The following is a 24149-nucleotide window of genomic DNA, read 5'->3' on the forward strand; positions in this document are numbered from 1 at the left end:
CTCCCGTGCTTCAGGTGGCCCTTCAACCAGCTCGGGAGCCGAGGCCTCCGGTTCGGAAGGCCCCTCCCGCACCTCGGGAGGCCCCTCAAACATCTCGGGGCCTCCGTCCTCCAGCGCGCAGAGCACCTCCCGCTCCATGGGAGCGACCTCCAGCGCGGGCACCACGTCTCGCGCCTCAGGAGGCCCACCCCCTGTCCCGGGAGCGCCCGCCGACGCGGGAGGCTCGTCTCGCGCCACGGGAGCGCCCTCCCCTGCTTCGGCACGCGTGCCCACGGGAGCTCCCGGCCCGACGTCCGCGCGGGGGCCCTCGACGCCTCCCATCGGGCCTGAGAGCGTCGTCCGCGAGACGCCCCCTGCGGCCCGCGCCGCGCTCGAGCAGCTGAAGAACGACCCGGCAGCGGCCCCCATCGACCCGGAGCTCGAGTCCGCCGCGGGCTTCACCCACTTCGACACCGCGTCGAGCGCGGACAACCTGCTCACGGTGCTGCTCACTCGCGCGGACCTGCACCTGCTCGCGTCGCAGACGCTGGTGCGGGTGAAGTCTCGCGAGGATGGCCGCGCCTACCTGGGCGTCGTCGTCAAGGGCCCCTTCGCCGAACCCAACGCGGTCCCCGCCAACTCGACGATGGCCGTCGGCGTCGTCACGCACGGCAAGAAGCTCACGTACACGTTCGACTACCACGGCCGCGCGGAGGTGGAGCTGCTCGGCGAAGAAGTGGAAGGCACCCTCAAGCCGCCCCGCTTCCGTCCTCGCCCACAGAGCCCCGTGTTCGTGCTGACGGACGAGGAGAGCCAGCGCGTGCTCGGTGTCGGTGGAGACATGTGCCTGGGTGTCGTCGTCGGGTACGAGCAGATGGAGGCCCGGATCAGTCCCAGCGACAAGTCCGTCCTCCCTCGCCACACCGGCATCATCGGGACGACGGGTGGCGGCAAGTCCACCACCGTGGCCACGCTCGTCCACCGCGCCCAGTCACAAGGCATCGCCACCATCGTGTTCGACGTCGAGGGCGAGTACACCCACGTGGACGAGCCCACCGACCATGAGCCCATGCTCGAGGCCCTCAAGCGCCGGGGCCAGCGCGCCGAGGGTGTCCGCGACCTGCACATCCATCACCTCATCGGCCGCGCCAGCCGCAACCCTCGTCATCGCAACCTGCACCGCTTCTCCCTCAACTTCTCCAGCCTCTCGCCCTACGCCATCGCGGAGATTCTCGGCCTGTCGGATGCCCAGCAGGAGCGCTTCCTCAAGGCCTACGACGTCACCAAGCAACTGCTGGAGGACTTCGAGGTCTTCCCGCAGACGGACGAAGAGAAGCGCCAGGCGCTCGAAGTGGACGAGATGTCCACGGGCTATCCCAAGATGACCATCCAGCACCTGCTGGATGTCGTGAACGCCTACATCTACAGCCTGGGCGACGAGAACCGCGGTGAGACGCCCCGAAGCCGCTCACGCACCCGGCGAAGGGAGACGACCGCCGAAGCCGGTGAAGCCGAGGACGAGGCCGACGAGGCAACGACGCCGACCGGTCCTTCTCTTCAAAGCGAGTTCAAGGCCAACCGAGGCATGGTCATGAGACGCGTCATGGCCCAGAGCAGCCGCAACGCGGTGAGCTGGAAGACGCTCTACGGCAAGCTCCACCGTCTGCGCCGGCTCAACATCTTCGACATGGGCTCGGTGCCCGGCCCCGCGTACAACTCGATGCTCGCGCCGGGCCGCGTGTCCGTCATCGACCTGTCGGATACGGACTCGCCGCAGCTCAACAACCTGGTCATCGCGGATGTCCTCCGGGGACTCCAGGAAGCCCAGGAGGTCCGCTACGAGAAGGCCAACGCCCAGGACCAGGCCGTGCCTCCCGTGCTCATCATCATCGAGGAAGCCCACGAGTTCCTCTCCGCCAGCCGCATCAGCCAGATGCCCGTCCTCTTCGAACAGGTGGCTCGCATCGCCAAACGCGGCCGCAAGCGCTGGCTCGGACTCGTGTTCGTCACCCAGCTCCCTCAACACCTCCCCAACGAGGTGCTCGGCCTGCTCAACAACTTCATCATCCACAAGATGACCGACAGCACCGTCATCTCCCGCATGCAACGCACCGTGGGCAGCATCGACGAGAGCCTCTGGAATCGCGTGACACGGCTCGCGCCAGGACAGGCCCTCGTCTCCTTCAGCAACTTCGCGCGCCCGCTCATGGTCGCCGTCGACCCCGCGCCCGTGAAACGCCTGCTCGTCGATTGAACACGCATCCAAATCCACCCGGGGAGGCATGGTATGACGCGCCACCATGCCGCCCTCGGAGACCGAGTCCTACCTCCTCGACTACCACCGCCGCCTCGCGGGAGTGACGGCGCGGTGGTTCTCCCGCACGCCCGTGACTCGAGGCGACCACCGCTTCGCCTCGACCTACGCGCTGCTCGCCGCCGAAGTCCCCTCGGACTCGCACGAGCACACGGTGCTCGACCTGGCCTGCGGTGATGGCTACCTGCTGGCGCAGCTGGCCCAGCGCGAGCCGCACCGTCCCCGACTCCTCGGCCTGGACATGAGCGCCGATGAGCTCGCCCACGCCCAGGCCCGACTCCACGGCGCCGCCACGCTCCACCAGGGATTCGCGCAGTCACTCCCCTTCGAGGACGACAGCCTCGACGTCGTGCTGAGCCACCTGGCCCTCATGCTGATGGACGACTGCGAACAGGTCCTCTCCGAGGTCCGCCGCGCGCTCAAGCCCGACGGCAAGCTGTCCTGCGTGGTCGGCGGAGGCTTCGCGCCCACGGGCTCGCTGGCGGTGTTCCGCGAGCTGATGAAGCCCGCCATCGAATCACAGCCGCGTCCCCTGCTGAGCCTGGGCGACACGCGCTTCCGCTCCACCGAAGGACTCCAGCAGCTCTTCGGCCTCGCCTTCCAACACGTCGACGTCTTCGACCTCCGGGTCCACGACGGCGGCACCCCCGAGTATGTCTGGGACTCGCTCGCCCAGACGTATGACGCCGACCAGCTCTCCGCCGCCACCCGCGAGGACGTCCGCAAGGCCTTCCTGGCTGCCGTGGAGCCCATGCGAGACTCCGCTGGAAACATCTCCTGCCACTGGAGCATGCGGCAGGTGACGGCACGTGCCCCGCGACGCTGAAGGCTGGCATTGAGGTGACGAATGCGTGGCCTTGTCGTCCACGCGACAAGGTCACCGACTCGTGATGCGGTGGGCATGCTTCGCCATGCGACTCAATCTCCTTCGCCCTCCTGGCGATTGGAGACATGCCCATGCAGCGCAGGAACTTCCTTCGACTCACCGCGATGAGCAGCGGAATCCTGGTCCTGGGGCCCGGCTTCTGGCGCGCGGCCTATGCCGCTCCCGCCCGACCGGGGCCCGGCCCCTATGGCGCCATCGCCGGCTCACCCGATGCGCAGGGATTGAGGCTCCCCGCGGGCTTCACCTCGCGCATCCTCGCCCAGACCGGACAGAACGTCCCCGGTACCCACTACCCCTGGCACGTCGCGCCGGATGGTGGTGCTTGCTTCGACACCGGCGACGGAGGCTGGGTCTACGTCTCCAACAGCGAGATTCCGCTCCTGGGCGGCGTGTCCTCCCTCCGCTTCGATGGCGGCGGCAACGTGGTGGACGCCTACCGCATCCTCTCCAACACGAGCGTCAACTGCGCCGGAGGCCCCACCCCCTGGGGCACCTGGCTGTCGTGTGAGGAATGGGACCTGGGCCACGTCTGGGAATGCGACCCGCGCTCCCCCTCCCAGGGCCAGCGCCGCTCGGCCCTCGGCGCCTTCACCCACGAGGCCGTGGCCGTGGACCCGGTGGGACAATGCCTGTACCTCACCGAGGACCGCCCCGAGGGCCGGTTCTACCGCTTCACGCCCTCGCAGTGGCCCTCGCTCGGCGCCGGGCGCCTGGAGGCCGCGAAGCTCCATGGCAACGCACTGGACGGCACCGCGAGCTTCAGCTGGGTGAAGGTCTCCGCGTCACGCTCGGCCTCGCTCCAGCTCGAGCGCTTCCTCACCACCGGCTTCGACGGCGGCGAGGGCTGCTGGTACGACAGCGGCACCGTCTACTTCACCACCAAGGGCGACAACCGCGTGTGGGCTCACACCCCCGCCACCGGCCAGGTCGAAATCATCTACGACGACGACCTCTACCCGGACTCGCCCCTTCGCGGCGTGGACAACATCACCATGTCCCGCTCGGGTGACCTCTTCGTCGCGGAGGACGGCGGAGACTTGCAGCTGTGCCTCATCACCCCGGGCCCCGAGCGCACCGTGGCCCCCTTCCTCCAGCTCGAGGGGCACGCGGGCTCCGAGCTCACCGGCCCCGCCTTCAGCCCCGATGGCCGGCGCCTGTACTTCAGCTCGCAGCGCGGGACGGACGGCACCACCGGCGTCACTTTCGAGGTGAGCGGGCCGTTCCGCTGAGAGACACGACGCCCCGCGCGGGGGATGGCCTCGCGCGGGGCGCCAGCACGACTCAGGGCGAGTAGTAGAACGCGTTGCCCCAGACAAAGGCGGACTTCCCGGGCGGCGGCGTGCCCAGGTAGCAGTTGGCGCCGTCGAACCAGCCGTACTCACACGTGTTGTTCGGGCCGCGCGTGATGTAATAGTTGTTGGCGTGGATGAAGGGCGAGCCGTCCGTCGCGGGGACAGCGGCCACGTAGCAGTTGGCGCTATCGAAGCCCGCCTTGATGGTGTTGCCCAGCCAGCTCACGTCACCGGGGCAGGCGTCACCGGGCACGCCCACGACGAAGCTGGAGCTGCACACCGTCTGACCCGCCGTGTTGGCGACGTTCATCGTCACCGTCGAGTAACGACCCGGCAGGGCGCCGGCCGCCATGATGAAGCTCAGGTAGAGCGTCGTCGAAGAGCCGATGAAGCCCTTCTGCCCGTTACTCCAGCTCACACCGGGCGCCGCGCTGAAGGCCAGGTTGATGAGCCCGGCGCTGCCGGAGAACGACGCCGTGATGATGTACGTGCCGTAGGCCAGCCCCGAGACGTTGATGGTGTCCGCGTACGACGTCCCCGGCGCCACCGAGGTGTTGGTGGGCCAGCTCGTACACTGGGCCTCGGCGCGCACCGGCGCCCCCAGGGCGAGCGCCACCGCGGCGACAGCCACCAGCGTGCCAAGACGAGACATACCCATGCGTCCACGAGACGATGAAGAAACAGCGTGCATACGACCTCCAGGTGATGCGCGCACTCTGCTGTGATTGACGGCTCAAAAACAAGACACAACATCAACATTTCACGACACGCCACTCCGAGCTGTGACGCTCGACGCTACACGTCTGACAGCGACGTCCCGAACACGTGATGACACATTGAAACTGTAGCGACCCACGCCACAGCCGAGTCAGCTTTGTCAGCCATCCGCTGTAACACCACTCGTCACAACCGAGACACCACCACCCGACCCTGTCTCCGACCGTCCCCCAAACGTCACGGAGCCCCGCCCGCTCCAACAGGTCCTCTCGCTCCGGGTGTGTCCTCTGAGCGGCGGACCGTCGCCCCGAGCCGTCGACCAGGCGTCGCCCCTCTCAGAAAGGGCGCGGCGCGGGCGGGAAACTGGCGTATGGAGCGCTCCATGGCGCGGAACATCGATGGAACCGAGATCAGCCGGGTGATGCGGGCAGAGATGGCCCAGCAGGTCGCCGAGCTCCTGGCCCAGGGAATCATTCCGGGGCTCTCCGTGGTGTTGGTGGGCAACAACCCCGCCAGCCAGGCCTACGTGGCGAGCAAGACCCGCGCGTGCGAGGCGCTCGGCATGCGCGGGCAGACGCTCAACCTGCCCGAGGAGGTCTCCCAGGAGGAGCTCTTCTCCGTCATCGACCGGCTCAACCAGGACCCCGCCGTCCACGGCATCCTCGTCCAGCTCCCCCTCCCTGCGCACCTTCCCTACAAGGCCGTGCTGGAGCACATCGACCCGGACAAGGACGTGGACGGCTTCCACCCGCGCAACGCGGGCCTGGCCTTCGTGGGAGACCCGCGCGCCTTCATCCCGTGCACGCCCGCGGGCATCCTCGAGATGCTGCGCCGGGAGAACATCTCCACCCGGGGCAGGCACGTGGTCATCGTGGGCAGGAGCCTCATCGTCAGCAAGCCGCTGGCGTCGCTGCTCATGGCCCCCGGCCCGGACGCCACCGTCACCCTCACCCACCGGCACACCCCGGACCTGGCCTCCTTCACCCGTCAGGCGGACATCCTCATCGTCGCCGTGGGCAAGCAGAACCTCATCACCCGCGACATGGTGAAGCCCGGCGTCGTGGTCATCGACGTGGGACAGAACCGCGTCGAGGACCCCGGCTCCGCGCGCGGCTTCCGCATGGTGGGCGACGTGGACTTCGACGGCGTCAGCCAGGTCGCCGAGGCCATCACCCCCGTCCCCGGCGGCGTGGGCCCCATGACCATCACCATGCTGCTGGCCAACACCCTCCAGGCCGCGCGGCAGTCCGCCCAGGCCCGCAAGTAGCCACACCGGGGAGTCCACCGCGCCCCATCCCGGGGTGCGCACTCGGGCGCGACTCCGTGTGAATACATCGACGCGGCTTGCGTCGAGTACCGCACGTTTGCCGGCGCGACGACGCGTCAGCGCCATTCACGGACTCCCCACCATGACGAAGCATGTCCTCGCCCTCGCCGGGCTGTGCCTCTGGCTGTTCACGCCGGGCACCGTCCACGCCGCGCCCCGCCCCTTCGATTTCTCCGCGCGCCACCGGTCCTCGGCCCTGCGGCTGACGTCCTCGCGCGTCGCGAGGGGTGTGATGGCGGAGGGCCACCGCCCGCGGGCCCTGCAAGCCGACGGGTACGAGGACGACACGTTCATCCCCACCCACGTCTGGCTCGTGCCCTTGATTCTCACGGGCGGGGGGCTCGTCGCGGGCATCGCCGTCTGCGCGAGCGGCGGGGTGGGCGACGGGGACTGCGGCAAGGCCATCCTGGGGGGAATCGTGGTCGGCGCGGCGCTCGGCCTGGGCTACCTGGAGCTGCTCGCGGACCTGGATGACGACGAGGACACCGAGGACTATGGCGGCTGCGTCGACAAGGCGTCCTGCCGTCAGGCCCAGCGCGGCGGCCCCCGCCCCACCCGGAAGGCCCAGCTCGCGCCCTCGCGCGGCCCGCAGCTGCGGCTCCCCCTGGGGCTCATGCCCACGGTGGGCCGGGTCAACGACGCCGCGGTGCTCGGCCTCGGCCGCAGCTTCTGACAACTCCCAGCAACTCCGGCCCCCCATGACAACGGGCGCGGCCGGAGTGCCGTCCTCTTCCCACTCAGTACATGAAGTTCAGCGCCGCGATGTCCGTCGAGGTGAACTCCCCGTTCGTGCTCAGGGGCACGCACGTGTTCATGATGGAGCCGCCCGGCGTCGCGCTGGAGGGCGTCCCGGGGATGAGGATGGCGCCTCCCGGGTTCGCGCCCTCGCGCACGGGCGTGCCTCCACAGCTGATGGCCGTGTTGAAGAAGTCCGTGTGGCGAAAGCCAATCGTGTGCCCCAGCTCATGCGTGAGGACGTGCTCGATGACGTTCAGCGGGTACGTGGACAGGCCCGTGCCGATCCAGATGGTTGAAAAGGGCAAACCTCCGGAAGGGTAGCCGCTCGCCCCGCTCGGGCCGCTGGGAAGCGAGGGGTTGACCACCACGTTGATGAGGGCGTGGCTGCCGGGCGGACACGCCGAGGGATTCGCGAGGCACGGATTGGCGGTGTAGAACGTGAGGCGCAGCCCCAGCGCGTTGTAGTTGGCGACGGCCTCCGCCAGGCCCGCGGCAACCGTCGAGGTGGCGGGAGACTGGAGCTGGACGGTGATCTTCGTCACGGCGCTGGAGACCAGGTTCGTGGTCCGGTAGTGCTCGGCCCCCGCGCCTCCCGTGTCGAGCATCTCCCGCGAGGCCTGGAGGCTCACCACCGCGTCGCCTCCCACCTGGACCACGCCATCAGCCACCCGGATGTCGTCGGCCCGGAACCCCGCGGCCACCAGGTTCTCGACCGTCTCCCGCGTCGCGTCCTCGACGCCAGACTCGACACCACAGCCGACCATCCACGCGCAGCAAAGCCATGCAACCGCGGTCACCTGCTTCGTCATCAGCCTCTCCCCGTCAGCGTTCGATGTGGACGTGCCATTACAGAAGCACGGCATCAATCCAAACCGACGGGCCGCGGGAAGTCCACCAGCGGATGGACGCAATCGCAGACGCGAATCCCAGGCATTGACGGCACCAACGCCATGTCACCATGCGCCCGCGGCAAACGCCCCTGGCGGGCAGAGGAGACACCTGTATGCACTGGCTCGATTTCCGTCGTCTCACGCGCGCGGGCTCATGGAGCCTCGGCGCCCTTCTCACGGTGGCGGGGCTCGCGACGGGCTCGCTGCTCCTGTCCCCGGCGCAGGCCCAGGCCGATGACACGAATCCCTGTGCCTTCTCGGACGTGCTCTGCCTGTTCGATGGGGAGGACTACACCGGCGCGGTGTGGAACGTCCGGGCCTGGCCTCCGGGCACGTCCACCTGCGTGGGCCTGCCCGAGCACGGCTGGGAGGGCCGCGCGGAGTCCGCCATCAACCGGGGCACCCAGAACGCCTACCTGTATGCCGAAGAGGACTGCTCGGGCTACCCGGTGACGCTCCTGCCGGGCGAGTGGCTGAGCCCGCTCGAGTTCGCGCCCAAGAGCGTCTTCGTCTTCTGATGCGGGACGGGGCGCGCCAGGGGACTCTTCGCCTCCCTGGCGCACCCCTTCACCAGACTACCGTGCGTCCGCCTCCAGCCAGACGGCGCGGTAGGAGTCCACGGGCGTCACCGTGACGTACCAGAGCCCCGGCGCGGGGTCGTAGACCCAGCACACGCTCGACGACATCTGAGGGACGCTGGCCTTGCAGCCGTACTCGGTGGCTGTCGGCGGGCTGCCCTTGCGCGCGGAGACCGCCATCGTCCCCCAGGTGGAGCCCGACTCGGCGATGCCCGCCTCCACGGCGAGGTGGTCCACGCCCGGAGGCACCATGACCTTGAACGTGCGAGGCACCGCCGTCGAAGCCGACAGCCCCTTCGTCCGCACACCGCTCCGCAAGAGCGGCACGTCGTCCACCTGCGACGTGTGGTGGCCGATGAGCCACAGGTCATCCAGCGCGCTGCGCGTGGACGTCACCTTCACGAACCAGGTCCCGGCCCCGGGATTCGCCACGGAGCACCGCACCACCCCCATGGAGGACTCCACGCAGGCCGTGCTCGGGGCCGTGGGCAGCACGTCCTTCGCCACGGAGACGGACAGGTCCCCCGTGCGCGTCGCGGCGGCCGTCACGTCGAACGTCAGCAGGGACTCGCCCGCGGGCACGTCCAGCGCGAAGTACTGGTCCGTGCCCACCCGGGACACCAGGTTCATCTGGGGCACGCCATTGGTGAGCGGCGTCACCGCCGACGCATCGACATAGCCGCCCGTCAGCGCCAGCCCGTTGTAGGCCAGGGGCGCATCCGGCAGCGCCACGAACCAGGTGCCGGCCACGGGATTGGCGATGACGCACTGCTGGCCGCGGGCCGTCGTCACACTCGCGCAGTCCACCGCGCCGCCCTCGATGGGACGGCTCCCGCGCTTCACCTTCAGGCTCGGGGACCCCCGGCCCTCCTGGGTGCCGAACCACAGCAGGCGCTGCCCCTCGGGCACCTCCAGCTTCCACATCCTGCGCGAGCGCGCCGCGCCCCGCAGCCCCGTGAGCGTCTCGTGAGACGTGAGCGAGGGCACGTCCTCGTCCGCCGCCTGGAGGTACGTCGCCGACAGCCGCGCGCGCGAGCCCGCGGTCCGCGTGTACACGCCGACGTACCAGGTGCCGGCCTGGGGATTGGCGAAGTCACACGTCTCCTCGGCCCCCGAGGCGTTGCGCGACGCGCAGTCGTACGTGGAGGTGCCAGGGAGGCCACCCCGGCGCACGTAGAGGTCCACGTCGCCGTTGTTGGGCTGCTCGCCCTTCAGGTTGACGTTCAGGTGGGCGGCGCCCGCGGGCACCTCCAACCGGAACAGCGTCATCGACTGGAGCGCCGCGGAGGGCATCGTCAGCTCCGTCATCCCATTGACCAGGTTGCGCTGGTGCTTGCTCGCCGTCGTGACGCGGAGCGCGCCGTCGATGGCGTTGATGGCCCGCAGGGTGATGTACCAGGTGCCCGCCTCGGGTGAGGTCACCTCGCAGGAGCGACTGCCCCTGCACCGCAGGTAGAAGTCCGTGGGGTACGCCTGGTGCTGCATCCAGACCTCGTTGGCGGTGTACTCGTCGTTGACACGGTCGATGACCTCGGCCAGCAGGTACGCCTGTCCCGCGGGCACCTCGACGCGGTAGGTGGCGAAGCCCTTCCTCGGGATGGACACGAGCACGGGCGTGTTCTCCGTGGCGACGCCCAGCGGCCCCACCTCCGAGTACTTCGCCTCCAGCGTCACGTTCCATCCCGAGGGCTCGGGGAACATGGAGAAGGTCTCCACCAGCGCGAACCACGGGCCACCCTGCGGGTCGAAGAAGTCACAGCGCTCGGAGGACGTGTTGAAGACGGCCGAGGCGCAGTGATAGTCCGTCCGCGAAGGCAGCGCGCCCTGCTTGACGTACAGGTTCGCATCCGAACGGTACTGCCCCCCGGTGGTGAAGCTCAGCCCGTTCTGCCCCGGGGGCACGTCCAGCCGGTAGTAGTTCTTCACGCCCGGGGGCACGCCGTACTCGACCGTGTAGCTGCTGAGCACCTTGGGCGCCTTGAAGCTCGCGGTGATGCGCTTGTCGGTGAAGTCGGTCCGCCCGCGGACGCGCACGTACCAGAGGCCCGCCGCGGGGCGATCGAAGACACAGGATGCGTACTGACAGGCGACCGTGCCCGTCGGCGGCGCGCCGAACCCCGGCTCCACGTAGATGGCGTACCCATCCCCGTGGTTCCACTCGAACTTCAGCTCGGATTGATGGGGAGGGACCTGCACGGTGAACAGGTACTCGTCGAACGGGGTGCCGCTCACCGGGGCCGAGGGCTCTCCGGGGATGAGCTCCGTCGTCGTGGTCGAGGGAACCGCCGTCGTGTAGTTGGCCACCAGCGTGTGGCCGTAGAAGGGCAGACCGCCGCTCGGGTCGACGTAGAAGTGCCACGTGCCAGCCTGCGGATTCGGGATGACACAGCTGCCGGGCAGCGAGCTCCGGCAGGTATACGCCTGGGGCGTGGGCCTGCTGCCGAAGCGCGCGTAGACGGAGGCCTCCCCCATGCCGGTGGTCGACCAGATGGCCAGCCGCTTCTGGCCCGCGGGGACCTCCAGCGTGAAGTAGAGCCGGTCCACGTCCTCACCGCCCACGTCGAGCACGGGCTGCCCCGCCACCAGCGCCTGGGTGCTGATGGTGCCCTCGTACGTGGCCTTCAGGCTCAGGTACCTGAAGGTCGGGTTGCCCGGCGTCAGGCGCACGTACCAGATGCCCCCTTGCGGCGCGTCGAACGTGCAGCTGCCGTACTGGCTCGTCTGGCGGCAGTCGTAGTCGGTGCCCACCGGAGGGCTGCCGCGCTTCACCGTCATGGCGAACTCGCCCGAGAAGACGTTCGTCACCTGGAACCGGAGCGACGAGACGCTGCCGGGGACCTCGAGCTTGTAGAGGAATGGACCGCCGGTGCTGCCCTCCAGGCCGACGACCTCCTGGCCATTGGTGAGCGGAACCGCGGGCTCGGCGCCCGACACCGTCTGGGCGAGCAGCGCGACGCCACTGAAGGCGGCGCTGGCGCGCACCATGACGTAGTACGTGCCCGCCGTCGGGGGGGTCATGGTGCAGGACTCCGTGTTGGTGCTGCCCCACGAGCGGCAGCCGTAGCTGGTGGTGGTGGGGATGGCACCGTGCTTCACGTAGAGGTCCGCGTCGCCCGTGCCGCCCGCGAGCGTCACGTTGAGGGCGCTCTGCCCCGCGGGGACCTCGAGCGTGTAGTAGAGCGCGGTGCCCTGGGCCGCCGAGAGCGGGCCCACGGGCTGACCGTTGACGAGCGCCGTCAACGGCGGCGTCACGGTGGCCACCACCGACACGCCGCTGAAGGCCGTGTAGCCACGCAGCATGATGTACCAGAGCCCCGCCTGGGGCGCGGTCACCTGACAGGACTCCGTGTTGCCCGTGTTGGTGGAGCGGCAGGCGTGGTTCGTGAGGTCGGGCGTGGAGCCCTGGCGCAGATAGAGGTCCGCGTCGCCGGTGCCGCCGGAGACCGCCACGTTCAGCACCGCCTGGTTCGCGGGGACCTGGAAGGAGAACATCTTCCAGTCGCCCGTCACGCCCGAGTTGCCGACGTAGGAGACGCCGTTCGTCAGCGTCCGCACGGGGCTGGAGTTGGTGCCCAGCGGGGCGTAGCTGCCCGTGAGCGTCACGTTGGAGAAGGACGCGGTGGCGGAGAGCTGCACGTACCACGTGCCCGCCGCGGCGCGGGCGGAGACGGTGCAGGTCTCCACGCTGTCCGGGCCGGCGGAGGTGCACGCGGCGTTGGAGGTGGTGGGCTCGGCCCCGAAGGCCACCTTCATGTCCAGGTTGCCAGGGCCCCCCGAGGTGGTGAAGGTCACCGTGTTCTGGTTGGCGGGGACCGCCAGTGAGTACACGAGGGAGGCGCCCCCGGGCGCGGCGAGCGAGTTCAGCGGCGTGCCCGAGGTGAGCGCGCCGTTGACCGCCGCCTGCGTCTGACTTCCGGTGGAGGCCTCGCCCGACTCGCGGGCTCCACCACAGGCGCTCAGGAGGAGCAGGGCTCCAGCGAGCAGGAGAATGCTTCGACGATGGTTCACGAGGACCTCGAGGGGTGTGTCGGAGCGCGGGCACACGTGTGCCCGGACCCGCGTTTCATGCAATCCAGTGGCTCTTGTTTCCGACACTCCCGAACGGTCCCGGCGGCGGAATGTCGCGCCGCGCCATGCGGATTGCGGAGCACCGTTCCGGTGCCATCCGACCTGGGACGTCCGTTCGTTCAGCGCGGGCCCTGTCCCACCGCGCACTTCCACGACGGAGGCCCGGCGGAACGGTCCGCCCCGGCAGGTCCAGCTCCGCCGCGCCAGGATGCGCGGGAGCAGGGCCGGAGGACGGGGCCACGCGCCTTCTTCAGCACGTGGCCCCGGACGACAGCACTACTCCGCGGAGACCTCTTCCGCGGCGCGCTCCCAGGAGGCGTCGACGTCCTCGGAGGACATCAGCGACTCCTCCTCGTTGCCCTCGGCCGCCAGGCTCGGCGTGCACATCCCCGGCTGGTGGTACTCGGTCTCCCACCTTCCGCAGTTGATGATGCGCGTGGTCCACGGCACGGCGCACGTGGTGTCACACGCCTCGAAATCCGCGCAGATGACATCACAGTCCGGAGGCAGCGCCAGCGCGGACAGGGGGGACAGCACCAGCGCCGTGAGCCCCGTGAGCAACGTCTTCGAGATGCGATTCATTGAGTTCTCCAGGATGAAACGTCGAATGGAACCAGTCACCACACGCCCCCGAGGGGACGGGACTCACTGCTCGGCGGCGTCCGCTTCGGAGCACTCCCAGGAGGCGTCGAGCTCGTCCGCGTCCTCGGACGAGAACAGCTGCTCCTCCTCGCGGGCCTCCGCCGTCAGGCCCGGCGCGCACGCCGCGCCGGGGTCGTAGTCGGCCACCCAGACGCCGCACGACACCACCTTCATGCTCCAGGGGATGGCGCAGACGATTCGACATGGCACATCGGACGTGCAGCGGACATCGCAGTCCGGCGGCAGCGCCAACGCCGACAGGGGAGCCAACGCCAACGCCGCGAACAACGACTTCGAGATGCTGTTCATGAAGTCTCCAGAACGACACATCGTGTTCGAACAGCCGTGTCACGTCACACGGCCGCGGGACTATCCTCCCCGAGCCAGGAAACATCAAAGACAGTCGTCCCGGGTCGGACACCACTCCCCAGGATGGATTCGATTCAACGACAGACGAAGCCTCCGCTGTTTCATCCCGCCGCAAGACTTCACCCACGCGGCAGTTTCCTGCCCGGGCCCCCTGCCCCACCCGCCAAGGACAGTCGTTCCCAGATGACGCAACACGTCGTGAGTCTTTCGGAATCGGGGCGCGTGGACACTGTTGACACCCCGCCAACAAGCCTCCAATATCCCTGACATCGAAGTGATGAGGCCCCCACCATGAGCTACCAACACATCCGGACCTCGGTCTCGGACCGGGTTGCCACTCTCGAGCTGAACCGTCCCGAGGCGCGCAATGGCTTCACCATCACCATGGCGGACGAGCTGGCGGACGCGCTGACCCAGGCGGACACCAACGAGGACGTGCGCGTCGTCATCCTCACGGGGGCCGGCAAGGACTTCTGTGTGGGCGCCGACCTGAGCGGCATGTCCTTCGAGGTCGCCAACGGCGGCCTGCCCGAGCCGGGGTGGGTGGAGCCCGCGACGCGGGTGACCCGCCGCCTGTTCTCCCTGCGAAAACCCGTCATCGCCGCCGTGCGGGGCGCCGCGGTGGGCGTGGGCTCGACGATGCTCCTGCCCGCGGACTTCCGGCTCGCGGCGAAGGACAGCCGCTTCGGCTTCGTCTTCAGCCGCCGGGGCATCTACCCGGAGGGCGGCTCGAGCTGGTTCTTGCCCCGACTGGTGGGCATGGGCCGCGCGCTCGACTGGATGGTGAGCGGCCGGCTCATCCCCGCGGACGAGGCGCTCGGCGCGGGGCTGGTGCGCTCGCTGCACGAACCCGACGACGTCCTGGGCGCGGCCCAGGCGCTGGCGCGCGAGCTGGTGGACTCCACCGCGCCCGTGTCGGTGGCGGTCATCCGTCAGTCCCTCTATCAGATGAGCGCCCTGCCCTCCCCGGAGCAGGCCTTCTCCCTGGACAGCCAGCTCATCGCCAGCCTGGGACAGAACCCGGACGCCGTGGAGGGCGTGATGGCGTTCCTCCAGAAGCGGCCCCCCGCCTTCACGCGCACTGTGGAGCAAGATTTGCCGGGCTTCCTTCCGTGGCGGGAGCGCAAGTCATGAGCCCCTCCCCCGCCCCCCGCTGGAAGCGCCTGGAGCCGGACGAGCGCCGCGAGCAGATCCTCGAGGTCGCCACGCGGCTGTTCGGTGAGCGTCCCTACGCGGATGTCTCCACCACGGACATCGCCAAGGAAGCGGGTGTCGCCCGCGGCCTGCTCAACCACTACTTCGGGCAGAAGCGCGACCTGTACCTCAAGGTCGTCAAGCGGATGCTCCTGATGCCCGGCCTGGAGGAGAAGGTCAGCAACACGGGCACCCTGCGCGAGCGCGTGGAGCGCAGCGTCCGGTGGTACCTGGACACGGTGGCCACCCACGGCAAGACGTACGTGGCCGTCACCGCGGTGGGCGGCATCGGCGCGGACCCGGAGGTCGAGCGCATCATCTCCGCGGCGGACGACGTGGCCGCGGCGAAGACGCTCGAGTTCCTGGGCCTCAAGGTGGAGGTGGGCAGTGACGCCCGCCACCGCGCGATGATGCGCTCCTACTCCGGCATGGTGAAGGCCACCATCCGCGAGTGGATTCGCGGCGGGACGCTCACGCGCGAGGAGGCACACCTGCTGCTGAGCGAATCGCTCATCACCCTCGTCCGCGACGTCATCCCCCAACTGAAGAACATGCCGCCCCGCGCGGAGCCGGTGGCCCCTCCCGCTCCGTCCGAGGGCCCGCAAGACCCGGAGTCGTGATGAGCTCGAAGCCCCTGTCGGGACGCACGCTGTTGATGTCGGGAGGAAGCCGCGGAATCGGCCTGGCGATCGGCGTCGCCGCGGGGAGGCTGGGCGCCAACGTGGTGCTCCTGGCGAAGACAGACACGCCCGACCCCAGGCTTCCGGGCACCGTCCACACGGCCGCGGCGGACATCGAGGCCGCCGGAGGCCAGGCGCTCGCGGTGGTGGGCGACGTGCGCGAGGAAGCGGACGTCCAGCGCGCCGTGGACCAGGCCGTCCAGCGCTTTGGCGGCATCGACTTCTGCGTGAACAACGCCAGCGCGCTGGCGCCGCTGAAGACAGACGAGCTGCCCCTCAAGCGCTTCGACCTGATGCAGCAGATTCAGGTGCGCGGCACCTTCCTGCTCACGCGCGCCGCGCTGCCCCACCTCAAGCGCTCCCCGCACGCGCACATCCTGTCGCTGTCGCCGCCCATCAACCTGGCGCCGCACTGGCTGGGCAAGCACCCGGCGTACACGATGGCCAAGTACGGGATGACGCTGCTGACGCTGGGCTGGGCCGCGGAGTTCGCCGAGGCGGGCATCGCCGCCAACGCGCTGTGGCCGCGCACGCTCATCGCCACCGCGGCGGTGAAGAACCTGCTGGGCGGGGATGACTCCATGCAGCGCGCGCGCACGCCGGACATCATGGCGGACGCGGCGGTGGCCCTCCTTCAACGCCCACCCCGCGACTGCACCGGCCACACCTTCATCGACGAGGATGTGCTGCGCGCCGAGGGCATCACCGACTTCAGCCGCTACGGGGGCGGCGACGACGTCATCCTCGACCTGTACGTCGACCCCTGAGGAGCACCGCAGTCGCCGCAAAACCAGACGCAGGAGGAGTCCATGGGTACGTCGCTCGCAGACCTGGAGGCGCAGTGCCAATCCCTGGCGAACAAGCTCACCCTGCCGCTCTTGCTCAAGCGCAACGCGGACGAGCTCGCGGACGAGCCGGCGCTCACCGCCGGTGACACCACGCTCACCTGGGCGCAGATTCGCGCCCGCACCGCGTCGCTGTGCCGGGGCCTGGGCGCGCTCGGACTCCAGCGCGGCGAGCGGATGATGATCATGATGTCGAGCCGGCCCGAGCACTGGCTCATCGACTACGCCGCGGCCCACCTGGGCGCCATCCCCTGTACCGCCTACCAAACGCTGAGCACGGAGCAAGTAGGCTACGTCGCCCAGCACAGCGCGGCCACGGTGGTGGTGCTCGAGGGCGCCGAGGAGGTGGCCCGCTGGCGCCCCATCCTCAAGTCGCTCTTCTCCCTCAAGCGCATCGTCGTCATCGACGCGGCGGCCGTCCCCGCGGGCGACCCGCTCTATGTCTCCTTCAAGCAGCTGGAGGCGGACGGCGCCGCGCTGCATGAGCAGGCGCCGCAAGTCTTCGAGGACACCTGGAAGCCCATCCGTCCCGAGGACCCCATCGCGATGATGTACACCTCCGGGACCACCGGAGATCCGAAGGGCGTGGTGCTCAGCCACCGCAACGCCTTCTACGAGGCCATCTGCGTGGACGCGGTGGTGCCCACGCCCATGCGCGCCCCGTCCATCGCCTACCTGCCGCTGGCGCACATCGCCGAGCGCGAGCTGGGCCTGTACCGGATGCTCTTCAAGGCGCTGCACGTGCACGTCTGCTCGGACCCGGCGGGCGTGGTGCCGCTGATGGCCAAGGTCCGGCCGCCCGCCTTCTTCGGCGTGCCCCGCGTCTGGGAGAAGCTGGCCGCGGGCCTGCGCGCGAAGCTGGGCACGCTGGAGGCGCCCCGCCGCGACGCCATCATGGGCGCGCACGCGCTCGCGCTGGAGGCCTTCCGCCTGGAGGGCTCCGGCCAGAAGGTGTCCGAGGAGCTGGCCGCCAAGGTCGCGGTGGCGGAGGAGAAGGTGCTCAAGCCCCTGCGCTCGACGCTGGGCCTGGACGCGCTCCAGTGGGCCAGCAGCGGCTCCGCGCCCATCCCCGTGGAGGTGCTGGAGTACCTGGGCGGCTTCGGCATCCGCGTGCTCGAGGTGTGGGGCATGAGCGAGACGACGGGCTGCGCCACCATCAACCTGCCCACGGACTTCCGCGTGGGCTCGGTGGGCCGCCCCGTCCCCGGGCTCGAGCTGAAGCTCGCCTCCGACGGCGAGATCTTCGTGCGCGGCCCCGTGCTGTTCATGGGCTACCTGTCCGGAGACGGGCGCATCGTCAGCGCCACGGACGAGGACGGGTGGCTTGCCACCGGTGACATCGGCACCATCGACGCCGAGGGCTACCTCACCATCACGGACCGCAAGAAGGAGCTCATCATCACCTCGAGCGGGAAGAACATCGCCCCGTCCCGCGTCGAGGGCTTCCTGCGCGCCCACCCGCTCGTGGGACAGGCGCTCGCGATTGGCGATGGCTGGCCGTATCTCACCGCGCTCATCTGCCTGGACGCGGAGGTCGCGCCCGTGTGGGCCAAGGCCCGGGGCCTGCCGCCCATGTCCGTGGCGGAGCTGACGCGAGATCCCGCCATCCGCTCGGAGCTGGAGGCGCTGGTGGCCTCCGTCAACCAGCGGCTGTCGCGCGCCGAGCAGCTCAAGCGCTTCGAGGTCGTCGACGAGACGTGGTCCCCCGCGACGGGCGAGCTCACCCCCACGCTCAAGCTCAAGCGCCGCGTCATCCTCCAGCAGTACGCCGAGCGCATCGCCACCTTCTACGAGAACGCCTGAGCCCCGCCGCCATGCACGCCAGAACCCCCGAGCAAGCTTCGTTCGCCGCGTCCATCGATGCCTTCTGCCGCGCCAGGACGGGCACCCGCGCCCAGCGCGACGCCCTCACCCAGCACGGCGTCGAGGCGCACAACGCGGCGCTGTACGCGCAGATGGCCGAGCTGGGCTGGCTCGGCGTGGGCATCGACGCGGAGTACGGCGGCTCCGGTGGCGGCATGTCGGAGATCTGCCTGTTCGCCGAGCGGACCGCCTATGGGCTCGCGCCCGTGGGCGGCTACGTCACCACCGCCGTCGCGGCCGGGCCCTACGCGAAGTTCGGCACGCCCGCGCAGAAGCAGAAGGTGCTCACGGGAATCACGCAAGGACGGGTGGAGGCCATCTCCATCTCGGAGCCTGGCGCGGGCTCGGACGCGGCGGCCATCACCTGCCGCGCCGAGCGCGCCTCCGGCGGCTTCGTGGTCAACGGCCAGAAGACGTGGTGCTCCAACGCGCACATCGCCGACCACCTGCTGCTGGTGGCGAGGACGCGCGGCGCGGGCCCGGGCTCGCGGCATGAGGGGCTCACCATGTTCTGCGTGCCCGCGAGCACGCCGGGCGTGGAGATTCGCGGCATCCCCACGCTCAACGGCAAGGAGGTCAACGACGTCTACTTCACCGACTGCTTCCTGCCCGAGGACAGCGTCGTGGGCGTGGTGGACCAGGCGTGGCCGCAGCTGATGTCGGGGCTCAACAGCGAGCGGCTCATCCTGGCGGCGACGATGCTGGGCCGGGGCCGGCGCGCGTTCGACGACGCGCTGGCCTACATCAAGGACCGCAAGCAGTTCGGCAAGCCGGTGGGCTCGTTCCAGGCCCTCAAGCACCGCATCGCGGACCTGGCGCTGGAGCTGGAGTGCAGCGAGCTCTTGCTCTACCGGGTGGCGCAGATGGCGGACGAGGCCCCCGAGAAGATGCTCCCGCGCGAGGCCTCCATGGCCAAGCTGAAGGCCACGGAGACGGCCAAGCGCGTGGCGCTCGAGGGCGTGCAGATGATGGGTGGGTATGGCTACGCCACCGAGTTCGACATGGAATCGCATCTGCGTGCGACGGTGATTTCCACCGTCTATGGTGGCACCAGCGAAATCCAGCGGGACATCATCGGCAAGACGTTCGGACTCTAGACAGCAGTCACGACAGCGCGGAGACAGACAATGACGGCACGTCCTCGGTGGAGCTCCGACGAGCTCGAGCAGGTGCGCGGCCTCGCGGCCACCTATTTCACGAAGGAGGTCCTCCCCAACGTGCCCAAGCACGTGGCCCAGGGCTTCCCGGACAAGGCGCTCTACCGCCGTGCGGGCGAGCTGGGCCTGTTGTGCATGTCCGTCCCGGAGGCGTACGGCGGCGGCGGCGGCACGTTCGCCCACGAGGCCATCCTGCTGGAGGAGCAGGTGCGCGCCGGAGACCCGACGATGGGCTTCGCGGTGCACTCCACCATCGTCGCGCACTACGTGCTCGCGTACGCCTCCGAGGCGCAGAAGCTCAAGTGGCTGCCCAAGCTCGCCAGCGGCGAGTGGGTGGGCGCCATCGCCATGACGGAGCCGGGCACGGGCTCCGACTTGCAGGCCATCTCCACCCGCGCGGTGCGCGACGGCGACTTCTACAAGGTGAGCGGCTCCAAGACGTTCATCTCCAACGGCCGCGTCTGTGACTTCCTCATCATCGCGGTGCGCACCAGCGACGTGAAGGGCCACGCGGGCATCTCCCTCTTGTGTGCCGAGGTCTCCGACACCACGCCCGGCTTCGAGCGGGGCCGCATCCTGGAGAAGCTGGGAGGTCACGGTCAGGACACGACGGAGCTGTTCTTCGACGACCTCCAGGTCCCGGCCGTCAACGTGCTCGGCGGCGAGGAGGGCGCGGGCTTCATCCAGCTGATGCAGCAGCTGCCCCAGGAGCGGCTGGCCACGGCGGTGCTCGCGCAGGCGAGCATCGAGCGGGCCGTGGCGCTCACGGTCGACTACACCAAGCAGCGCCAGGTGTTCGGCAAGCCACTTTTCGCGCTGCAGAACACGCGCTTCGAGCTGGCGGAATGCGCGACGCTGGGGCGGGTTGGACGGGCGTTCCTCGACGAGTGCGTGGAGAAGCACCTGTTGGGGGAGCTGGACGTGGCGTCCGCGGCCATGGCCAAGTACTGGCTGACGGACCAGGCGAGCAGCGTCGCGGACCGTTGCCTCCAGCTTTTCGGAGGGTATGGGTACATGAAGGAATACCCCATCGCTCACCTGTTCGCGGATACTCGCGTCATGCGCATCTTCGCCGGCGCCAACGAGGTCATGAAAGAGCTCGTCGCCCGTTCGCTGTAGACCACTCCCACACCGAATCCCAAGGAGGCTCCCGGTGAGCCAGGAAGCATTCATCTTCGACGCCGTCCGTACACCTCGCGGCAAGGGCAAGAAGGGCGCGCTGCACGGCATCAAGCCCATCTCCCTGCTCGTCGGCCTGGTGGACGCCCTCAAGCAGCGCCACCCCACGCTGGACCCCAAGCAGATCGACGACATCGTGCTGGGCATCGTGTCGCCGGTGGGCGACCAGGGCGCGGACATCGCGCGCACGCTGGTGCTGGCGGCGGGCCTGCCGGAGACGGTGGGCGGCGTGCAGCTCAACCGCTTCTGTGCCTCCGGCCTGACGGCGGTGAACATGGCCGCGCAGCAGGTGCGCTCGGGCTGGGAGCACCTGGTCATCGCGGGCGGCGTGGAGAGCATGTCGCGCGTGCCCATGGGCTCCGACGGCGGCGCGTGGGCCATGGACCCCGCCACCAACTACGACACGTACTTCGTGCCGCAGGGCATCTCCGCGGACCTCATCGCGACGATGGAGGGCTTCACCCGCGAGGACGTGGACACCTACGCCGCGCAGTCGCAGGCGCGCGCCGCGAAGTCCTGGGCGGAGGGCTACTTCAAGAACTCCGTCATCCCCGTGCTGGACCAGAACGGGCTGGTGGTCCTGGACCGCGACGAGCACCCGCGCAAGGACACCACGGTGGCGTCGCTGGGCCAGCTGAGCCCGTCCTTCGCCGGCATGGGGGAGATGGGCGGCTTCGACGCGGTGGCGCTGCAGAAGTACCACATGGTGGAGCGCATCGAGCACGTGCACACCCCGGGCAACTCGTCGGGCATCGTGGACGGCGCGGCGCTGGTGCTCATCGGTTCGGAGAAGGTGGGCAAGTCGCTGGGGCTGACGCCGCGCGCGCGCATCGCCGCGGTGGCCACGTCCGGCTCGGACCCGACCATCATGCTGACGGGCCCCATCCCCGCCACGCGCAAGCTGCTCGACATGACGGGCCTGTCGGTGAAGGACATCGACCTGTTCGAGCTCAACGAGGCCTTCGCCTCCGTGGTGCTCAAGTACCAGAAGGACCTGGGCATCCCGAACGAGAAGATCAACGTCAACGGCGGCGCCATCGCCATGGGGCACCCGCTGGGCGCCACGGGCGCGATGATCCTGGGCACCATGGTGGACGAGCTGGAGCGGCGCAAGGCGCGCCGGGCCGTCATCACCCTGTGCGTCGGCGGTGGCATGGGCGTGGCCACCCTCATCGAGCGCGTCTGACCTTCCTGCGCATCCCCTTTCGACCAAGATTCGAGCAAACCCCATGAGCGAGCAGAGCACCATCCGCTGGGACAAGGATGCCGACGGCATCGTCACCTTGACGCTGGATGACCCCAACCAGTCCGCCAACACCATGAACGCCGCGTACATCCAGTCGATGCGCGCGACGGTGGAGCGGCTGGTCAAGGAGAAGGCGGACATCACCGGCGTCGTCATCACCTCCGCGAAGAAGACCTTCTTCGCCGGCGGCGACCTGAATGACCTGTTGAAGATCCGCAAGGAGAACGCGAAGCAGGCGTTCGAGCTGGGCCAGGAGCTCAAGGCGCAGCTGCGCGCGCTGGAGACGCTGGGCAAGCCCGTGGTCGCCGCCATCAACGGCGCGGCGCTGGGCGGCGGTCTGGAGATTGCGCTGGCCTGTCACCGCCGCATCGTGGCGGACGTGAAGGGCGTGCAGATCGGCCTGCCGGAAGTCACCCTGGGCCTGCTGCCCGGCGCGGGCGGCGTGGTGCGCACGGTGCGGATGCTGGGCATCGTGGACGCGCTGATGAAGGTGCTGCTGCAGGGCCAGCGCTACCGCCCGCAGGAGGCCAAGGAGGTGGGCCTGGTGCACGAGGTGGTGGAGTCGGTGGAGGCGCTCGTCCCGGCGGCCAAGGCGTGGGTGAAGGCGAACCCGAGCTCGCAGCAGGCGTGGGACCAGAAGGGCTACAAGATTCCGGGCGGCACGCCGACGTCCCCCGGGCTCGCGGCGAACCTGCCGGCCTTCCCCGCCAACCTGCGCAAGCAGCTCAAGGGCGCGAACATGCCCGCCCCCCGCGCCATCATGGCGGTGGCGGTGGAGAGCACGCAGGTGGACGTGGACACCGCGTTCACCATCGAGTCGCGCTACTTCACGGAGCTGGCGACGGGCCAGGTCGCGAAGAACATGATTCAGGCGTTCTTCTTCGACATGCAGCACATCAACTCCGGTGGCGGCCGGCCCAAGGGCCATCCGCAGCACACGGCGAAGAAGGTGGGCATCCTGGGCGCCGGCATGATGGGCGCGGGCATCGCCTACGTGTGCGCCAAGGCGGGCATCGACGTGGTGCTCAAGGACGTGAGCACCGAGGCCGCCCAGAAGGGCAAGCAGTACTCCGTGAAGCTGGTGGAGAAGGCCCTGGAGAAGGGCAAGACGACGAAGGAGAAGGGCGACGCGCTGCTCGCGCGCATCACCCCCACCGGGGACGCCGCGGCGCTCAAGGGCTGCGACCTGGTCATCGAGGCCGTGTTCGAGGGCGTGGAGCTCAAGCACAAGGTCTTCCAGGAGGTGCAGGACGTGGTGGCGCCCGACGCGGTGCTGGCGTCCAACACGTCCACGCTGCCCATCACCCTGCTCGCGGAGGGAGTGAAGCGCTCCGAGGACTTCGTGGGCATGCACTTCTTCTCGCCCGTGGACAAGATGCCGCTCCTGGAGCTCATCGCCGGCAAGAAGACGAGCGACGCGACGCTGGCGAAGGCCATCGACATCGCGGTGCAGATTGGCAAGACGCCCATCGTCGTCAACGACAGCCGGGGCTTCTTCACCAGCCGCGTCATCGGCACGTTCCTCAACGAGGCCATCGCCATGGTGGGCGAGGGCATCTCCCCGGCGTCCATCGAGCAGGCGGGCCTGCAGGCGGGCTACCCCGCGGCGCCCCTGGCGCTGATGGACGAGCTGACGCTGACGCTGCCGCGGAAGATCCGCCTGGAGACGAAGGCGGCCGTGGAGGCCTCGGGCAAGCCGTGGGCGGACCATGGCAGCTACGCGGTGGTGGACGCGCTCATCGACCAGCACGGGCGCAAGGGCCGCTCCACGGGGGCGGGCTTCTACGACTACGTGGACGGCAAGCGCGCGGGCCTGTGGGCGGGGCTGGCGAAGCACTACACCAAGCCGGGCACCACCATCCCCTTCGAGGACATGAAGGAGCGGATGCTGTTCGCGGAGGCCATCGACACGGTGCGCTGCTTCGACGAGGGCGTGCTGCGCTCGGCGGCGGACGCCAACATCGGCTCCATCCTGGGCATCGGCTTCCCGGCGTGGACGGGCGGCGTGGCCCAGTTCATCAACGGCTACGAGGGGCCCACGGGCACGGGCCTGAGGGGCTTCATCGCCCGCGCGAACGAGCTGGCGAAGCGCTACGGCAAGCACTTCGAGCCGCCCGCGTCGCTCATCCAGAAAGCGGAGCGGGGTGAGCTCCTGAAGTAGCCACGCATCGCCTTTCGCAAGGAG

General features: G+C 69.3%; 19 protein-coding genes. 14 read left to right on the plus strand and 5 right to left on the minus strand.

What is annotated here, in order from left to right:
* The first annotated feature begins 265 nt into the window (after positions 1-265).
* From LXT21_RS39565 to LXT21_RS39575, 3 genes are all read left to right on the plus strand, one after another.
* Positions 266-2233, plus strand: a complete 1968-nt coding sequence (locus tag LXT21_RS39565) for an ATP-binding protein (RefSeq protein ID WP_323395599.1) — start codon at positions 266-268, stop codon at positions 2231-2233.
* Positions 2234-2279: 46 nt separating this feature from the next.
* On the plus strand, positions 2280-3119 hold the full coding sequence (locus tag LXT21_RS39570) for a class I SAM-dependent methyltransferase (protein WP_254043425.1): 840 nt from the start codon (positions 2280-2282) through the stop codon (positions 3117-3119).
* Positions 3120-3244: 125 nt separating this feature from the next.
* Positions 3245-4408 carry an alkaline phosphatase PhoX gene (locus tag LXT21_RS39575; protein WP_254043426.1) on the plus strand — a complete coding sequence of 388 codons (1164 nt, stop codon included), beginning with the start codon at positions 3245-3247 and terminating at the stop codon, positions 4406-4408.
* A 52-nt stretch (positions 4409-4460) separates the two neighbouring features.
* On the opposite strand, the gene LXT21_RS39580 is transcribed toward LXT21_RS39575, so the two are convergent.
* On the minus strand, positions 4461-5123 hold the full coding sequence (locus LXT21_RS39580; protein WP_254043427.1) for a hypothetical protein: 663 nt from the start codon (positions 5121-5123) through the stop codon (positions 4461-4463).
* Between the two features lie 447 nt (positions 5124-5570).
* Between LXT21_RS39580 and LXT21_RS39585 the strand changes: the two genes are divergently transcribed.
* Positions 5571-6455, plus strand: coding sequence for a bifunctional 5,10-methylenetetrahydrofolate dehydrogenase/5,10-methenyltetrahydrofolate cyclohydrolase (locus LXT21_RS39585; protein ID WP_254043428.1), 885 nt, complete (start codon positions 5571-5573; stop codon positions 6453-6455).
* A gap of 142 nt (positions 6456-6597) precedes the next feature.
* Entirely contained in the window at positions 6598-7188 is a 591-nt protein-coding gene (locus LXT21_RS39590; protein WP_254043429.1) for a hypothetical protein, read from the plus strand.
* Positions 7189-7252: 64 nt separating this feature from the next.
* Here the strand turns inward: LXT21_RS39590 and LXT21_RS39595 are convergent, their stop codons facing one another.
* A complete protein-coding gene (locus tag LXT21_RS39595) occupies positions 7253-8062 on the minus strand; it encodes a M57 family metalloprotease (RefSeq protein ID WP_254043430.1) in 810 nt (269 codons plus the stop codon).
* Positions 8063-8256: 194 nt separating this feature from the next.
* On the opposite strand from LXT21_RS39595, the gene LXT21_RS39600 reads away from it, so the two are divergent.
* Positions 8257-8661, plus strand: a complete 405-nt coding sequence (locus tag LXT21_RS39600) for a peptidase inhibitor family I36 protein (protein WP_254043431.1) — start codon at positions 8257-8259, stop codon at positions 8659-8661.
* A 57-nt stretch (positions 8662-8718) separates the two neighbouring features.
* On the opposite strand, the gene LXT21_RS39605 is transcribed toward LXT21_RS39600, so the two are convergent.
* The 3 genes from LXT21_RS39605 to LXT21_RS39615 all read right to left on the minus strand — a co-directional run bounded on the left by LXT21_RS39605 (position 8719) and on the right by LXT21_RS39615 (position 13740).
* Positions 8719-12729 (minus strand): PPC domain-containing protein, encoded by a 4011-nt coding sequence (locus tag LXT21_RS39605; RefSeq protein ID WP_254043432.1) that lies wholly within the window; start codon positions 12727-12729, stop codon positions 8719-8721.
* Between the two features lie 336 nt (positions 12730-13065).
* A complete protein-coding gene (locus LXT21_RS39610) occupies positions 13066-13371 on the minus strand; it encodes a hypothetical protein (RefSeq protein ID WP_254043433.1) in 306 nt (101 codons plus the stop codon).
* Positions 13372-13434: 63 nt separating this feature from the next.
* Positions 13435-13740, minus strand: a complete 306-nt coding sequence (locus LXT21_RS39615; RefSeq protein WP_254043434.1) for a hypothetical protein — start codon at positions 13738-13740, stop codon at positions 13435-13437.
* A gap of 351 nt (positions 13741-14091) precedes the next feature.
* Here LXT21_RS39615 and LXT21_RS39620 point away from each other — a divergent pair, with 351 nt between their 5' ends.
* The 8 genes from LXT21_RS39620 to LXT21_RS39655 are packed head-to-tail and all read left to right on the plus strand — an operon-like array spanning position 14092 to position 24125.
* Positions 14092-14934 (plus strand): enoyl-CoA hydratase-related protein, encoded by an 843-nt coding sequence (locus tag LXT21_RS39620; RefSeq protein WP_254043435.1) that lies wholly within the window; start codon positions 14092-14094, stop codon positions 14932-14934.
* Positions 14931-15614 (plus strand): TetR/AcrR family transcriptional regulator, encoded by a 684-nt coding sequence (locus tag LXT21_RS39625; protein WP_254043436.1) that lies wholly within the window; start codon positions 14931-14933, stop codon positions 15612-15614. Before LXT21_RS39620 ends, LXT21_RS39625 begins: the two co-directional genes overlap by 4 nt.
* Positions 15614-16441 carry an SDR family oxidoreductase gene (locus tag LXT21_RS39630; RefSeq protein ID WP_254043437.1) on the plus strand — a complete coding sequence of 276 codons (828 nt, stop codon included), beginning with the start codon at positions 15614-15616 and terminating at the stop codon, positions 16439-16441. Before LXT21_RS39625 ends, LXT21_RS39630 begins: the two co-directional genes overlap by 1 nt.
* 42 nt (positions 16442-16483) lie before the next feature.
* Complete coding sequence (locus LXT21_RS39635; RefSeq protein ID WP_254043438.1) at positions 16484-18322, plus strand: AMP-dependent synthetase/ligase; 1839 nt, start codon at positions 16484-16486, stop codon at positions 18320-18322.
* An 11-nt stretch (positions 18323-18333) separates the two neighbouring features.
* Positions 18334-19479, plus strand: coding sequence for an acyl-CoA dehydrogenase family protein (locus LXT21_RS39640; protein ID WP_254043439.1), 1146 nt, complete (start codon positions 18334-18336; stop codon positions 19477-19479).
* 30 nt (positions 19480-19509) lie between these two features.
* Positions 19510-20658: an acyl-CoA dehydrogenase family protein gene (locus LXT21_RS39645; RefSeq protein ID WP_254043440.1), complete on the plus strand. Its 1149-nt coding sequence runs from the start codon at positions 19510-19512 to the stop codon at positions 20656-20658.
* Positions 20659-20692: 34 nt separating this feature from the next.
* Positions 20693-21904, plus strand: coding sequence for an acetyl-CoA C-acetyltransferase (locus tag LXT21_RS39650; RefSeq protein ID WP_254043441.1), 1212 nt, complete (start codon positions 20693-20695; stop codon positions 21902-21904).
* 43 nt (positions 21905-21947) lie between these two features.
* Entirely contained in the window at positions 21948-24125 is a 2178-nt protein-coding gene (locus LXT21_RS39655; protein WP_254043442.1) for a 3-hydroxyacyl-CoA dehydrogenase NAD-binding domain-containing protein, read from the plus strand.
* The last annotated feature ends 24 nt before the right edge of the window (positions 24126-24149 follow it).

Source organism: Myxococcus guangdongensis (genome assembly GCF_024198255.1).
Classification (GTDB): Bacteria; Myxococcota; Myxococcia; order Myxococcales; family Myxococcaceae; genus Myxococcus; species Myxococcus guangdongensis.

What these genes read in the sequence shown, in the direction of transcription:
- LXT21_RS39570 (WP_254043425.1), top strand. Translation starts at nt 2,280, where the DNA reads ATGCCGCCCTCGGAGACCGAGTCCTACCTCCTCGACTACCACCGCCGC.
- LXT21_RS39575 (WP_254043426.1), top strand. Translation starts at nt 3,245, where the DNA reads ATGCCCATGCAGCGCAGGAACTTCCTTCGACTCACCGCGATGAGCAGC.
- LXT21_RS39580 (WP_254043427.1), bottom strand. Translation starts at nt 5,123, where the DNA reads ATGTCTCGTCTTGGCACGCTGGTGGCTGTCGCCGCGGTGGCGCTCGCC.
- LXT21_RS39585 (WP_254043428.1), top strand. Translation starts at nt 5,571, where the DNA reads ATGGCGCGGAACATCGATGGAACCGAGATCAGCCGGGTGATGCGGGCA.
- LXT21_RS39590 (WP_254043429.1), top strand. Translation starts at nt 6,598, where the DNA reads ATGACGAAGCATGTCCTCGCCCTCGCCGGGCTGTGCCTCTGGCTGTTC.
- LXT21_RS39595 (WP_254043430.1), bottom strand. Translation starts at nt 8,062, where the DNA reads ATGACGAAGCAGGTGACCGCGGTTGCATGGCTTTGCTGCGCGTGGATG.
- LXT21_RS39600 (WP_254043431.1), top strand. Translation starts at nt 8,257, where the DNA reads ATGCACTGGCTCGATTTCCGTCGTCTCACGCGCGCGGGCTCATGGAGC.
- LXT21_RS39610 (WP_254043433.1), bottom strand. Translation starts at nt 13,371, where the DNA reads ATGAATCGCATCTCGAAGACGTTGCTCACGGGGCTCACGGCGCTGGTG.
- LXT21_RS39615 (WP_254043434.1), bottom strand. Translation starts at nt 13,740, where the DNA reads ATGAACAGCATCTCGAAGTCGTTGTTCGCGGCGTTGGCGTTGGCTCCC.
- LXT21_RS39620 (WP_254043435.1), top strand. Translation starts at nt 14,092, where the DNA reads ATGAGCTACCAACACATCCGGACCTCGGTCTCGGACCGGGTTGCCACT.
- LXT21_RS39625 (WP_254043436.1), top strand. Translation starts at nt 14,931, where the DNA reads ATGAGCCCCTCCCCCGCCCCCCGCTGGAAGCGCCTGGAGCCGGACGAG.
- LXT21_RS39630 (WP_254043437.1), top strand. Translation starts at nt 15,614, where the DNA reads ATGAGCTCGAAGCCCCTGTCGGGACGCACGCTGTTGATGTCGGGAGGA.
- LXT21_RS39635 (WP_254043438.1), top strand. Translation starts at nt 16,484, where the DNA reads ATGGGTACGTCGCTCGCAGACCTGGAGGCGCAGTGCCAATCCCTGGCG.
- LXT21_RS39640 (WP_254043439.1), top strand. Translation starts at nt 18,334, where the DNA reads ATGCACGCCAGAACCCCCGAGCAAGCTTCGTTCGCCGCGTCCATCGAT.
- LXT21_RS39645 (WP_254043440.1), top strand. Translation starts at nt 19,510, where the DNA reads ATGACGGCACGTCCTCGGTGGAGCTCCGACGAGCTCGAGCAGGTGCGC.
- LXT21_RS39655 (WP_254043442.1), top strand. Translation starts at nt 21,948, where the DNA reads ATGAGCGAGCAGAGCACCATCCGCTGGGACAAGGATGCCGACGGCATC.